Source organism: Luteococcus sp. H101 (assembly GCF_038433155.1).
Taxonomy (GTDB): domain Bacteria; phylum Actinomycetota; class Actinomycetes; order Propionibacteriales; family Propionibacteriaceae; genus Luteococcus.
Genome location: NZ_JBCDMW010000003.1, coordinates 35,455 through 48,724 on the forward strand (window position 1 = coordinate 35,455; position 13,270 = coordinate 48,724).

At 68.5% G+C, this 13,270-nt stretch carries 9 protein-coding genes, 1 tRNA gene and 1 pseudogene; 3 read left to right on the plus strand and 8 right to left on the minus strand.

All coding sequences use genetic code 11. The features are described from left to right. The first annotated feature begins 76 nt into the window (after nucleotides 1–76). Nucleotides 77–2,518 carry a glycogen debranching protein GlgX gene (gene glgX, locus AAEX60_RS00610; RefSeq protein ID WP_342100322.1) on the plus strand — a complete coding sequence of 814 codons (2,442 nt, stop codon included), beginning with the start codon at nucleotides 77–79 and terminating at the stop codon, nucleotides 2,516–2,518. Between the two features lie 25 nt (nucleotides 2,519–2,543). Here glgX and AAEX60_RS00615 read toward each other — a convergent pair. The 8 genes and pseudogenes from AAEX60_RS00615 to AAEX60_RS00650 form a co-directional block, all read right to left on the minus strand. Next, nucleotides 2,544–2,617: transfer RNA gene (locus AAEX60_RS00615), tRNA-Ile, on the minus strand. Between the two features lie 66 nt (nucleotides 2,618–2,683). Next, complete coding sequence (locus AAEX60_RS00620; RefSeq protein ID WP_342100323.1) at nucleotides 2,684–3,367, minus strand: DUF3566 domain-containing protein; 684 nt, start codon at nucleotides 3,365–3,367, stop codon at nucleotides 2,684–2,686. Next, nucleotides 3,360–6,053, minus strand: a complete 2,694-nt coding sequence (gyrA, locus tag AAEX60_RS00625; protein WP_342100330.1) for a DNA gyrase subunit A — start codon at nucleotides 6,051–6,053, stop codon at nucleotides 3,360–3,362. The genes AAEX60_RS00620 and gyrA overlap by 8 nt, the downstream gene beginning before the upstream one ends. A 273-nt stretch (nucleotides 6,054–6,326) precedes the next feature. Continuing rightward, a complete protein-coding gene (gyrB, locus tag AAEX60_RS00630) occupies nucleotides 6,327–8,300 on the minus strand; it encodes a DNA topoisomerase (ATP-hydrolyzing) subunit B (protein ID WP_446721214.1) in 1,974 nt (657 codons plus the stop codon). Nucleotides 8,301–8,734: 434 nt separating this feature from the next. After that, complete coding sequence (locus tag AAEX60_RS00635) at nucleotides 8,735–9,310, minus strand: DUF721 domain-containing protein (RefSeq protein WP_342100331.1); 576 nt, start codon at nucleotides 9,308–9,310, stop codon at nucleotides 8,735–8,737. Nucleotides 9,311–9,318: 8 nt separating this feature from the next. Continuing rightward, nucleotides 9,319–10,650 (minus strand): DNA replication/repair protein RecF, encoded by a 1,332-nt coding sequence (gene recF, locus AAEX60_RS00640; RefSeq protein WP_342100332.1) that lies wholly within the window; start codon nucleotides 10,648–10,650, stop codon nucleotides 9,319–9,321. Between the two features lie 144 nt (nucleotides 10,651–10,794). Next, a pseudogene (locus AAEX60_RS00645) lies at nucleotides 10,795–10,956 on the minus strand (TrkA C-terminal domain-containing protein); the annotation flags it as partial. Nucleotides 10,957–11,054: 98 nt separating this feature from the next. Next, a complete protein-coding gene (locus AAEX60_RS00650) occupies nucleotides 11,055–11,204 on the minus strand; it encodes a hypothetical protein (protein ID WP_342100324.1) in 150 nt (49 codons plus the stop codon). A gap of 286 nt (nucleotides 11,205–11,490) precedes the next feature. On the opposite strand from AAEX60_RS00650, the gene AAEX60_RS00655 reads away from it, so the two are divergent. Both AAEX60_RS00655 and AAEX60_RS00660 read left to right on the plus strand, forming a co-directional pair. Beyond that, the gene (locus AAEX60_RS00655; RefSeq protein WP_342100325.1) at nucleotides 11,491–12,513 is read left to right on the plus strand and encodes a sensor histidine kinase; all 1,023 of its coding nucleotides are present in this window, start codon (nucleotides 11,491–11,493) and stop codon (nucleotides 12,511–12,513) included. After that, entirely contained in the window at nucleotides 12,510–13,166 is a 657-nt protein-coding gene (locus AAEX60_RS00660) for a response regulator transcription factor (protein WP_342100326.1), read from the plus strand. Before AAEX60_RS00655 ends, AAEX60_RS00660 begins: the two co-directional genes overlap by 4 nt. Nucleotides 13,167–13,270: the final 104 nt, after the last annotated feature.

Here is a 13,270-nt window from a genome sequence, read left to right on the forward strand (position 1 = left end):
CGATGCGCCGCGACACGGCGCGGGATAGGTTGGGGGTGGAGACGGTCTCCTCAGCGGTGAGCCATGGCAGGCAGGCATGGATGAACTCGAGCTCGATTCCCTGATCGCCCAACTGACCGACGATTTCCCCCGGCTCACCGGCGCCGAGGTGAATGCCACGGTGCGGGAGGTGCACGCCAGCACCTCCAGCCGGATCGTCGACTACATCCCCCTGATGGTGCAGCGCCGCAGCCGCGCCCGGCTGGCCGCGCGGTGCGCCCCGATCGGCGGCGGCCGGGCCGTCACCGGGGTGCCGCCGCTGGGGGCGACTGTCAGCCCGCACGGGGTCACGTTCTGCCTCTTCTCCCGGGATGCGACGTCGGTCACCGTGGAACTCTTCGAGGATGCCGAGGACGCCCACCCCAGCCGCACCATCCGGCTGGATCCGCGCACCGACCGCACCTACCACTACTGGCATGTCCACGTGCCGGGCCTGCGGGCAGGGCAGCTCTACGGCTACCGGGTGGACGGCCCGCATCGTCCCGCCGACGGCCTGCTCTTCGACCCGGACAAGCTGCTGGTGGACCCCTATGCCCTGGCAGTGAGTTTCCCCGACAGCTACTCCCGCCGCGCCGCCTGCCAGCCCGGGGACAACACCGGCGTCGCGCCGAAGAGCGTCGTGGTGGACCCCGAGGCCTATGACTGGGAGGGTGACCGCCCGCTGGGCCGGGACTTCGATGCCACCTTCATCTACGAGATGCACGTCAAGGGCTTCACCGCCCAGTCCACCAGCGGGGTGGATGCCGACGCTAGGGGAACCTACCACGGCCTGATCCAGCAGATCCCCTACCTGCAGGAGTTGGGGGTCACCACCGTGGAATTGCTGCCGGTGCAGCAGTTCGACTGGCAGACCGCCCCGCCCGGGCGCACCAACTACTGGGGCTACCAGCCCATGGCGCTGTTTGCACCCCACGCGCAGTACAGCTCCCGTCGGGATCCGCTGGGGCCGGTCGAGGAGTTCCAGGACCTGGTCAAGGCGCTGCATTGCGCGGGGATCGAGGTGATCCTGGACGTGGTCTTCAACCACACGTCGGAGGAGGGCGTGGGCGGGCCGGTCACCTCCTGGCGCGGGCTGGACAACCTCACCTACTACATCGTGCGGACCCAGGATGGCCTGGCCTATGACGACTTCACGGGCACCGGCAACACCTTCAACACCAACGAGACGGTGGTGCGGCGGCTGATCCTGGACTGCCTGCGCTCCTGGGTGCAGCACCTGCACGTCGACGGATTCCGCTTTGACCTGGCCTCGGTGCTCTCCCGCGGGCAGGATGGTGTGCCGCTGCGCAATCCGCCGATCCTGTGGGACATCGAGACCGATCCGGTGCTGGCGGACACCAAGATCATCGCCGAGGCCTGGGATGCCGTCGGATTGTACGAGGTGGCCACCTTCGTCGGCGACCGGTGGGCCGTGTGGAATGGCGCCTACCGGGACACCACGCGTCGTTTCCTCAAGGGCGACGCCGGGCAGGCCCACCACTTTGCGGACAGCCTGACCGGCAGCGCCCGGCTGTTCAGCCAGCCCGACCGGGACCCGCTGCGCAGCATCAACTTCGTCACCGCCCACGACGGCTTCACCCTCAATGACCTGGTCAGCTACGACCACAAGCACAACGAGGCCAATGGCGAGGACAATCGCGACGGTGCCAATGACAACGAGAGCTGGAACTGCGGCGTCGAGGGCCCCACCGACGACGCCGAGGTGGAGGCCCTGCGGGAGCGGCAGATCCGCAACTTCCTGGTGGCGCTGATGGTCTCCCAGGGGCGGCCGATGATGCTGATGGGCGACGAGGTGCGCCGCACCCAGCAGGGCAACAACAATGCCTACTGCCAGGACAACGAGCTCAGCTGGTTCGACTGGCAGGGCCCGGCCCGGCATCCCGGGCTGCTGCGCTTCGTCCAGCGGGCCATGCACTACCGGCGTGGCTCCGTGCTGTTCGCGGACCAGCGTTTCTGGGGGGATCCGGGCGGGGCCGCGGTCACCTGGCACGGGGTGGAGCTGGGGCGGCCCGACTTCGGCGAGGGCTCGCACACCCTGGCCGTGGAGCTCAGCCACCCGACCAGCACCGAGCACCTGCACATCATCTTCAACGCCTTCTGGGAGCCGCTGGACTTTGCGCTGCCGCCGTTGGCCGAGGGCTACCGCTGGTGTCGGCTGGTGGACACCGCCCTGCCGTCGCCCGAGGACTTCGCCGAACCGCCCCACCCGCTGACCGACCAGCAGCGCTACCGGGTCCAGAGTCGATCGTCGGTGGTGCTCACCGCCACCCCGGATTTCGAGTGGCGGGAGGTGCAGGGGGTGATCGCCCGGCTGGGGCTGGGCTTCCCCGAGCTTCCTGCACAGACGGTGCGGGCAACGGTGGAGCAGGTCTACGCGGAGCTGACCGGGCCGATCCGGGACTTCGTGCCGGTGCTGATCGAGCGGGAGGCCCGGCAGCGGCTGCGCCGCGAGCGCCGACAGAACCAGAAAACCCCCTGATCCCGAAGGATCAAGGGGAATGCTGTGGGCCTAACTGGACTTGAACCAGTGACCTCTGCCTTATCAGGGCAGCGCTCTAACCGACTGAGCTATAGGCCCGCAGTCGCTCTCGCAACGAAGAGTGACTTTATCGTGCTCCATGCCCGGAGCACAAATCGGGGTGGTTCAGTCCTCCGCGAGGGTCACCTCGAGGCCGCCGATCACGGTGGCCGCCAGGTTGTAGAGGAAGCTGAACAGGGTGGCCAGCGCGGTGAGCAGCACCACGTTGAGGGCCGAGATCAACGCCGCGAAGCCGAGCACCTTGTGGGTGTTGACGTAGTCCTCCAGCCGGAAGGCGGTGTCGCTGCCGGGGCTGGCCACAATCTGGGTGACGGCCTCGTTGACGCTCTCGAAGACACCGGAGGAGTTGATCACACCCCACACCACCCAGGTGGCGACGAAGAAGATGATGCCGCCGGCGACGGAGAACATCAGCATGGTCTTCATCACCGACCACGGATCCAGCCGGGACAGCCGCAGCCGCGCCTTCCGGGTGCGACGGGTGACCGCGGCACCACTCGCACTGGCACCGGCGGTGCCGGGCACGTTGGCGGACGGGGTCTCGTCGTCGCTGGCGGTGGCCTCGGCGGCCTTGGCCATGGTGCGGTCCTTCAAGTCAGTGACCTTGCTGCCGACGCTCGAGGAGGTCTCGGTCAGCTTCTTGCGAGCCTTGACCCACGCGGACTCGGTGGACTCGTCCGCCGTTCCGGTGGCGCTCCCCGCCTCGACGACGGTCACGTCGTCCGAGGCCACATGGGCGGACTCGGCCGCCTGGGCGCCGGTCTTCGCGGCGCTGGTCGGATCACTCACCGGATTCCTCCTGGTTGTCCTGGGTCAGGTCGTCAGAATTCTGCTCCCCTACGGTAGCGGGCGAATCGGGCCGCGCGGGCACTGACTCGTCGGAAGACGGCATGTCGTCCGTCATGGCCGCGTCCGCGGAGGCCTCGGCGGGGGTCTCGGCCAGCACCTCGTCCTCCCGGCTCTCCGGGTTGATGGCGATCACGGCGACGTGGTCCTCACCACGCACCCCGACGAACTTCACACCCATCGTGTCGCGGCCCTTGGCCGGCACGTCGGCGACGGCGGAACGGGTGATCTGGCCGGAATGCTTGATGGCAATCACCTCGTCGTGCTCGCTGACCACCAGGCCACCCACCAGGTCACCCCGGTCGTCGGCCAGCTTCATCGCCTTGATGCCCAGGCCACCGCGGCCCTGCTGGCGGTACTCGCTGACCGCGGTGCGCTTGGCGTAGCCGCCGGAGGTGACGGTGAAGACGAAGCGGTCGTCCTCCGGCATGTCGGCGTCGATGATGCTCATGCTCAGCAGCGAGTCGTCCTCGCGGAACTTCATCCCGGTGACGCCGCTGGTGGCGCGGCCCATCGGGCGCAGGTTCTCGTCATTGGCGCCGAAGCGGATGGCCTGGCCCTTGCGGGAGACCAGCAGCACGTCGTCCTCGGAGCTGACCAGCTGGGCGCCGATCAGCTCGTCGTCGGCGTCCCGGAAGTTGATCGCGATCACGCCGGCCTGGCGCGGGGAGTCGTACTGGCCCAGCGCGGTCTTCTTGACCAGGCCCTTGCGGGTGGCCAGCAGCAGGTAGTCGGCGTCCTCGTAGCTGCGCAGGGTCAGCACCTGGGCGATCTTCTCGTCGGGCAGGAAGCTCAACAGCCCGGCGACGTGGCCGCCCTTGGCATCCCGGCCGCCCTCGGGCAGCTGCCACGCCTTGATCCGGTAGACCCGGCCCATGTTGGTGAAGAACAGCACCCAGTGGTGCGCCGTGGTGGCAAACAGGTGCTGCACCTCGTCGTCGCTGCGCAGGTTGGCGCCCTTGACACCCTTGCCGCCGCGCTTCTGCACCCGGTAGGCCTCGGTCTTGGTGCGCTTGGCGTAGCCACCGTGGGTGATGGTGACCACGATGTCCTCGTCGGGGATGAAGTCCTCGTCGGAGAAGTCACCGTCGGCGGCGACGATCTTGGTGCGCCGCTCGTCGCCGTACTTCTCGGTGATCTCGGCCAGCTCCTCGCCGATGATCGTGCGCTGGCGCATCTCATTGGCCAGGATGTCCTTCAGGTCCTCGATCAGGTGCTCGATCTCGGCCAGCTGGTTGACGATCTTCTGCCGCTCCAGGGCGGCCAGGCGGCGCAGCTGCATCTCCAGGATGGCGTTGGCCTGGTCCTCGTCGATGTCCAGCAGCTTCATCAGGCCGTCGCGGGCGTCCTCGGTGGTGCGCGACGCGCGGATCAGGGCGATGACCTCGTCCAGCATGTCCAGGGCCTTGACCAGTCCACGCAGGATGTGGGCGCGCTTCTCCGCCTGCTGCAGCTGGAAGGCCGTGCGCCGGCGGATGACCTCGATCTGGTGCTTGACCCAGTAGGAGATGAACTGGTCCAGCCGCAGGGTGCGGGGCACGTCGTCCACCAGGGCCAGCATGTTGCAGCCGAAGGTGTCCTGCAGCTGGGTGTGCTTGTACAGGTTGTTCAGCACGACGCGCGGCTGGGCGTCGCGCTTGAGGATGATCACCAGGCGCTGGCCGGCACGCGAGGAGGTCTCGTCGCGCATGTCCGCAATGCCGTTGATCTTGCCGGCATTGACCAGCTCGGCGATCTTGGAGGCCAGGTTGTCGGGATTGCACATGTAGGGCAATTCCTTGGCCACCAGCATGGTGCGGCCGTTCTTGTCCTCCTCGATGTCCACCACGGCCCGCATGGTGACCGAGCCGCGGCCGGTGCGGTAGGCCTGCTCGATCCCGTCGCGGCCCACGATGGTGGCGCCCAGCGGGAAGTCGGGCCCCTTGATGAAGCCCATCGACGCCTCGAGCAGCTCCTCATCGCTGGCCTCGGGGTGCTCCAGCGCCCACTGCACGGCCTGGGTGACCTCCCGCAGGTTGTGGGTGGGGATGTTGGTGGCCATGCCGACCGCGATACCCGTCGAGCCGTTGACCAGCAGGTTCGGGAAGCGGGCCGGCAGGACGGCCGGCTCCATCTCCCGGTTGTCGTAGTTGGGCCGGAAGTCGACGGTGTCCTGGTCGATCTCCCGGACCATCTCCATCGCCATCGGCGCCATCTTGCACTCGGTGTACCGCATGGCGGCGGCCGGGTCATTGCCGGGGGAACCGAAGTTGCCCTGGCCGTTGATCAGCGGCGCCCGCATCACCCACGGCTGGGCCAGGCGGACCATGGTGTCGTAGATGGCCGAGTCGCCGTGCGGGTGGTACTTGCCCATCACTTCGCCGACGATGCGGGAGCACTTGTTCCAGCCCCGGTCGGGGCGGTAGCCGCCGTCGTACATGGCGTACAGGACGCGACGGTGCACCGGCTTGAGGCCGTCGCGCACGTCCGGCAGGGCGCGGCCGACGATGACGCTCATCGCGTAGTCCAGGTAGGACTTCTGGATCTCGTCGTTCAGGTCGATCGGCTCGGTGCGGCCGTGCTCCGGCGCGTCAATCTCCTCGACGGTGGAGACGGTCTCCTTGGGCTGCGACGAGTCGTCGTCGGCCATGATCTCCTCCACCGGGGAGAGGTCCTCGGAGTTGGCCTGCTCGTCGCTGCCCTGGGGGCCCTGCGGGGTCTCACTCATCTGTGTTTTCCCTTGTCATCGTGTACTGCGTGAAGTTCATGTGTCGGCCACAATCCTTGGATCATCGCCGCGGTAGGAGGTCAGGTGTCCGGGTACCCGCCCGGGCCGTGGATGGGCCTGGCCCCCCGAGCGAGGAACGAGCGAGGGGCGGTTGGCCCGGGCGGGTAACCCGGCAGCTGACCTCCCCTTGCCGACCTAGATGTCCAAGAACCTCACGTCCTTGGCATTGCGCTGGATGAAGTGGCGGCGCTGCTCCACGTCCTCGCCCATCAGGATGGAGAACATCTGGTCCGCCATCGCCGCGTCGGCCAGGGTGACCTGGAGCAGGATCCGGCCCTCCGGGTCCATCGTGGTGTCCCACAGGTCCTGGGCATTCATCTCACCCAGACCCTTGTAGCGCTGGATCGGGTTGACGTTCGGCAGTTTCTTGCCGGACTTGATGCCCTCGTCGCGCAGGGCGTCGCGCTCGGCGTCGTTGTAGGCCAGCTCGTGCGGCGCATTGGTCCAGCGCAGCCGGAAGAGCGGCGGCTGGGCCAGGTAGACCTTGCCCTGCTCGATCAGCTTCGGCATGAAGCGGAAGAGCAGGGTGAGCAGCAGGGTGCGGATGTGGGCGCCGTCGACGTCGGCGTCGGCCATCAGCACGATCTTGTGGTAGCGCAGCTTGTCGATGTCGAAGTCCTCGTGCACGCCCGTTCCCAGGGCGTTGATGATGGCCTCGACCTCCTTGTTCTGCAGGATCTTGTCCAGCCGGGCCTTCTCCACGTTCAGGATCTTGCCGCGGATCGGCAGGATGGCCTGGGTGCGCGGGTCGCGGCCGCCCTTGGCGGAGCCACCGGCGGAGTCACCCTCCACGATGAAGACCTCGCACTCCTCCGGCTTGTTGCTGGAGCAGTCGGCCAGCTTGCCGGGCAGGCCGCCGCCGCCCAGCAGTCCCTTGCGGTTGCGGGCCATGTCGCGGGCCTTGCGGGCCGCGATCCGGGCCTGCGCCGCGGCCTGGGACTTGCGGACGATGTCCTTGCCCTCGGCGGGATTGCGCTCGAACCAGTCGCCCAGCTTCTCGTTCACGACGCGCTGGACGAAGCTGCGGGCCTCGGTGTTGCCCAGCTTGGTCTTGGTCTGGCCCTCGAACTGCGGCTCGGAGAGCATGATCGAGATGATGGCGGTCAGGCCCTCGCGGATGTCGTCGCCGGAGACGCGGTCCTCACGCTTCTTGATCATTCCCCAGGCCTCGCCCCACTTGTTGACCGTGTTGGTCAGCGCGGCGCGGAAGCCCTCCTCATGGGTGCCACCCTCGATGGTGTTGATGGTGTTGGCGAAGGTGTGCACGCTGGTGGTGTAGGACGTGTTCCACTGCAGCGCCACCTCGACGCCCATCCCGGCCTCCGGCAGGTGGGCTTCGACATTGATCACGCTGGGGTGGATTGGCTCCCGGGTGCCGTTGATGAACTTCACGTAGTCCACCAGGCCGTCGTCATAGCGGAAGGAGTCCTGATTGGGCTTGCCATCCTCGTCGACGCGGTCGGGCCGCTCGTCGGTGATGGAGATCTCCAGGCCCTTGTTCAGGAAGGCCATCTCCCGGAATCGAGTCGCCAGCGTCTCGTAGGAGTAGTTGGTGGTCTCGAAGATGTCCTTGCTGGCATAGAAGGTGACCTTGGTTCCGGTCTCCTCGGTCTGTTCGCACTGGCGCAGGTCGAAGTCCGGGTCGCCCAAGGTGAAGGTCTGCTCCCAGCGGTAGCCGTCACGCCAGACCTCGACGGTGAACTTCTCGCTGAGCGCGTTCACCACCGAGGAGCCGACGCCGTGCAGACCGCCGGAGACCTTGTAGCCGCCGTCACCGAACTTGCCACCAGCGTGCAGCACGGTCAGCGCGACGGTGACCGCGGGCAGGCCGTGGGTGGGGTGCATCTTGACGGGGAAGCCACGGCCGTGGTCGGCCACGGAGATTCCGCCGTCGGCCAGGATGCAGACCTCGATCTTGTCGCCATAACCGGCCAGCGCCTCGTCGACGGAGTTGTCGACGATCTCATAGACCAGGTGGTGCAGACCACGCTCGCCGGTGGAGCCGATGTACATGCCGGGGCGCTTGCGCACCGCCTCCAGGCCCTCCAGGACCTGGATCTGACCGGCGTCATAGTTGCCGGCGGCGACGGAGGTGTCACCGGTGGCCATCAACCCCTCCAACCGCTCCTCCAGCTGCGCCTCGGCCTGGCCTTCCGGCTGGACGGCGAGGGGGTGTGCAGCGGCGGTCTGCACCTGATTGGCTTCAGTCACCTGGCGTGCTCCTTGTTCCCATGGGATGTCCGCGGCCGACCACCCGGTAGAAGCTGGTGGCGCGGCACTGCAGATTCAACGACGAAAGTTTAGCCGACTTGGCCGTAGAACCGCATTTAGGGCGGGGCAGGCACTGCTGGAATGCCACTCATTGGCATTTGGCGGCTGTTTGGAGGCACTGGCAACCACCTCACCTAGGCCCCCAGCGGGTCCGGGGCCCGCAGAAGCTCCGGTGGCGCCGCGAGGGCCGGTGGCAGCCTCCCGATCCCGAGTCCGACGCCCCGGTCTGCGAGCCCGTCAGCCCCACGGCCGCGTGGTCCGAGCAGCGTCATTCAGCCGTAGGTGTCGCGGGGGCCACGGCCGTCGCGGACACTGCGCGGGCCGTGCTTCCAGCTGGGGGCGGTGGGGCCCAGGACGTTGATCCGGGTGACGGTGCCGTCGCCCAGTTGTCGGTTGAGCTGAGCCACCAGACTGGGCGCCAGGGTGCGCAGGCTGGTGGCCCAGACCGTCGAGTCACAGCGCACTGTGAGCACGCAGTCCCGGTAGGCCTCGGGATGGGAGTGGGCAGCATTCGTCTGCCCCACCAGGGCTTCCCACCGGTCCAACAGGTGGCGCAGGTTCACCTCGCGCTGCCAGCCACGCTCCTGGATCACTCGGCCCAGGGCGGTGCCCAGCGGCTGCGGGTCGCGGGCGTCGGGTCCGGAACCCGAGCGGGTGCCGGGTTCCACCCAGCGTCGTCGGCCCTGACGTTTGGTCTTGCGTACCCCGCGCGGGGGCGGAAGCAGGCTCTTGGTGCCCTGGGCAATCTGGCTGGCCAGGTCCACGCCCAACGGGTCATGCCGAGCCAGCACCTCCCGGTCCTCATCACTGGCTGTGGACGGCGAAGACTGCTCCCAGTCGGGATCCATGGGTTCGCTCACGAGTTCTCCCCAAGCTGCGGCCCGTCGTCCACCGATTCATCCACAGAGTTTTCCACAGGCTGTGGAGTGATCTGGTTCACATCCTCTTTTCCCTTGTCAGCAAAGCTTTCCACAGTGTGGACAAGGGACTGCTCGGCTGTGGACAGGGGTTCTCCGTCCACTCCCGCCGGGACGATGGTTCCCGCCGAGACCCGATAGCGACGCCCGGTGGGCTCGCCATCGTCGCCCTGGGTGAGCAGTTCCGGCACATCGGTGGGCACCGCCGCGGTGACCAGCACCTGCTCGGCATCCCGGACGTGCTCGGCCAGCCGGAGCCGACGGGTGGAGTCCAGTTCCGCGAAGACGTCATCCAGCACCAGCACCGGCTCGATCCCGTCGGCGCGCAGCAGCTGGAAACCGCCCAACCGCAGCGCCAGCGCCAGGCTCCAGCATTCGCCGTGACTGGCGTAGCCCTTGGCCGGCAGCTCCCCGATGAACAGGGTCAGGTCATCCCGGTGCGGACCCACCAGGCTCACGCCGCGGGCCAGCTCATCGCGTCGCCGGTCCTGCATCGCCTGCACCAGTCGGCGCTCCAGCAGCTCCCGGCCGGGCTCCTCGGCCACCCCGGGAACAAGATCAAGAGTGGTCTTGTACTCCGCCCGCGCCACATTGTTGGTGGGGGCAATGGATTCATAGGCCTGGCTGACAAAGGGCATCAGGTCGGTCAGGGTGTCCAGCCGGGCGTGCAGCAGCTCACTGCCGATCCGGGCCAGCTGCTCATCCCACACGTCCAGCGTGGTCAGGGCATACTCGTCGGGGCGGCCGCCGGGCTTGGCCAGGGACTTCAGCAGGGTGTTGCGCTGCTTCAACGCCTTCTCGTAGTCCGCCTTCACCCCGGCCATCCGCGGCCACCGGGTGATCACCAGCTGGTCCAGGAAGGCCCGCCGGTCGCTCGGATCACCCTTGACGATGGCCAGGTCCTCGGGCGAGAAGACGACGGTGCGCAGCACCCCGCAGATCTCCCGGGCGCGGGACAGGGCATTGCGGTTGATCCGAGCCCGGTTGGCCTTGCCGGGGTTCACCTCGATCTCCAGCAGCAGCTTGCGCGGGTCATCGCTGGCGGCCTGCACCCGCCCCCGGACGATCGCCTGCGGCTGGCCGGCCTTCACCAGCGGCGCCTCGGAACTCACCCGGTGGGAGCTCATGCTGGACAGGTATTCCACGGCCTCGACGAGGTTGGTCTTGCCCTGCCCGTTCTGCCCGACGAAGATCGTCACGCCCGGCCCCAGCTCCACGTCGGCGGTGCCATAGCAGCGCCAGTCGACGAGGTTCAGTTGGTGGACGAACATGGGCTCCAATCTACCGTCGCCACCATCGCGGGCTCTCGGCCGCTGGCCTCCGCCTGCCAGGCGCCCAGCCGCCCCCACTGACCCCGCTCCTCCAGCCGGGCCTCGGTGGCGGCCTGGGCGCTGCGGCAGGGAGAGCACCAGCAGGTCCCCGGCCCGCAGGATGGTGGCCCCGTCGGGCACGTCCACACTCTCGTCGCGATGCAGCAGCGGCACCAGGACCCCGGGCGGCAGCCGCAGGTCATCGACGTGGATCCCCGCCAGCCGGGAACCGGCCGGCACCGCCACCTGCATCAGCACCGAATCCATCCGTTCCAGCGGCGCGGACTCGATGCTGAGTTCCCGCGGCAGCCCGGTCTGGGCCGCTCCGGTGAGCCGGGCCACCGGGGAGAGCAGCGGCCCCTGGATCAGGGTGAAGACCACAGGGTGCCCAACAGCATGGTCAGGTTGGCGTCGTCGAAGCGCAGGCCGAGCCCGCCCTCACCGATCAGCAGCCCGATGCCCAGGGAGACCAGCAGGCTGGGCAGTCCGGCGCGGGTGGACAGCTGGACCGCCACCACCCCCGGCGTGACCGCGGCCGCGGCAGGATGAATTCGTTCACCAGCGGACGGCGTCCGGCGTGCGAGCGTCGAACCAGCGGGTGAGCAGGAGTGCCACCAGGAACATCACCAGCGGCAGCGCCATCACCACGTAGTGCATCTCAGCCCTCCCTTCGGCGAACCGTCGTGTTGATTCGATCTTGGTCCGGGAGACGGCAGAACTGAATGGGCTCAATTCCCCATCTTTGCCGCCCGTGGGCCCCCGGGGCTGGACTCACCGGGACTTGTTGGCCATGGTGAAGACATGGCGCGACGCTCCGGAAGCTCCCTGCTGTGGCGGGTGATGCTCACCAATGGGCTGATCCTGGGGGTCGCCACGGCCGCCCTGGCCTTCTCCCCAGCCACCGTCTCCGCCCAACCGCTGGCCTCCGAGGTGGTGGTGCTGGGGCTGGGGATCGCGCTGATGCTGCTGGCCAATGTGCTGGTGCTGCGCCGGGTCCTGGGGCCGCTGGACCAGCTGGTGGCCTTCCTGGGCCGGGCCCAGTCCAGCGACCTGCTGGGGCGGGTGCCGGAGCCGCCCGAGGGCCTGCCCCGCGATGTGGCGCGCTCCGTGAACGGTCTGCTCGGCCGGATCGAGGACGCCCAGCGACGTTCGGCCGCCGCGGCCCTGGCCGCGCAGGAGAGTGAGCGCTCCCGGATTGCCCAGGACCTGCACGACGGGCTGGGCCAGGAGTTGACCGCGCTGGTGCTGGAGGCCGACGTCTTGGCCAACCGGGCCGTCCGGCTGGCGGACGAGCCCGCGGCGGACGTAAGGGGCCAGGCCCGGATGCTGGCCGAGCAGGCCCAACACCTGCGCGAGGTGGCCCGGCTGGGCCTGGACGAGGTGCATCGGGTGGCCCGTCAGCTCCGCCCCGGCGTGCTGGAGGACCTCGGTCTGCGCAGCGCCCTTGCCTCGCTGGGGAACGAGCTGTTCACCCATTCCGAGACCCGGGTGGAGCGACGGGTGACCCCGGACCTGCCCCAGCTGGACGACTCCCAGGAGCTGGTCATCTTCCGGGTGGCCCAGGAGGCGCTGACCAATGTGGCGCGGCACGCCCACGCTCGCACGGTGCAGCTGGAACTGGCCGCCACACTGGGCGCGGTGGTGCTGACGGTGGCCGACGACGGAGTGGGCCTGGGCGGATCGACGCCCGGTTCCGGGATCAGCGGCATGACCGAACGCGCCCAGCTGGTGGGCGGCCGGCTGGACATCGAGGAGGCGGCCGACGGCGGAACCGTGGTGCGGCTGACCATTCCCCTCGAGTCAGCTCAGGAGGCACCCCGATGAACCCACCGGCCCACGGCATCCTGCTGGCCGACGACCATGCCCTGGTCCGACGAGGAGTCCGGCTGATCCTGGAGCAGCACGACGATCTCCGGGTGGTGGCCGAGGCGGGCGACGGGGCCGAGGCCATCCAGGCGGCCCTGGATCCGTCGGTGGAGCTGGCGGTGCTGGACGTCGCCATGCCCCGGATGACCGGCCTCCAGGCGGCCCGGGAGATCTCCCGTCGCCGCCCCGAGCTGCCGATGCTGATTCTCTCCATGCATGACAACGAGCAGTACTTCTTCGAGTCGCTGGCCGTCGGGGCCGCCGGCTATGTGCTCAAGTCGGTGGCCGACCGGGACCTGGTCGACGCCTGCCGCGCCGCCCTGGCCGGCCGCTCCTACCTCTACCCGGGCGTCGAGTCCCGGCTGCTGCGCGACTACCTGGACCGGCTGGACCGCGGCGAGGCGGTCAAGCCGGCCCTGCTCACCCCGCGTGAGGACCAAGTGGTGAAGCTGATCGCCGAGGGTCACTCGTCGGCCGAGATTGCCGACTTGCTGGTGATCAGCATCAAGACCGTCGAGCGACACCGGGAGAATGTGCTGGCCAAGCTGGGGATGCGGGACCGCACCGAGCTCACCCGCTATGCCATCCGGGTGGGCCTGGTGGAGCCCTGAATCCAAGATCGTTCCACGTGGAACGGCCCTCTGGCCCCGAAGAGAAGTGGGGGGGGGGGGGGGAGGGAAAGAGGGGGGGGGTACCCCACTCTCCCCTTCCCCCT

Excerpts from the sequence above, each read along its gene's own strand:
- glgX (WP_342100322.1), top strand. The coding sequence starts at position 77 with ATGGATGAACTCGAGCTCGATTCCCTGATCGCCCAACTGACCGACGAT.
- gyrA (WP_342100330.1), bottom strand. The coding sequence starts at position 6,053 with ATGGCCGACGACGACTCGTCGCAGCCCAAGGAGACCGTCTCCACCGTC.
- gyrB (WP_446721214.1), bottom strand. The coding sequence starts at position 8,300 with ATGGCCACCGGTGACACCTCCGTCGCCGCCGGCAACTATGACGCCGGT.
- AAEX60_RS00635 (WP_342100331.1), bottom strand. The coding sequence starts at position 9,310 with ATGGATCCCGACTGGGAGCAGTCTTCGCCGTCCACAGCCAGTGATGAG.
- recF (WP_342100332.1), bottom strand. The coding sequence starts at position 10,650 with ATGTTCGTCCACCAACTGAACCTCGTCGACTGGCGCTGCTATGGCACC.
- AAEX60_RS00655 (WP_342100325.1), top strand. The coding sequence starts at position 11,491 with ATGGCGCGACGCTCCGGAAGCTCCCTGCTGTGGCGGGTGATGCTCACC.
- AAEX60_RS00660 (WP_342100326.1), top strand. The coding sequence starts at position 12,510 with ATGAACCCACCGGCCCACGGCATCCTGCTGGCCGACGACCATGCCCTG.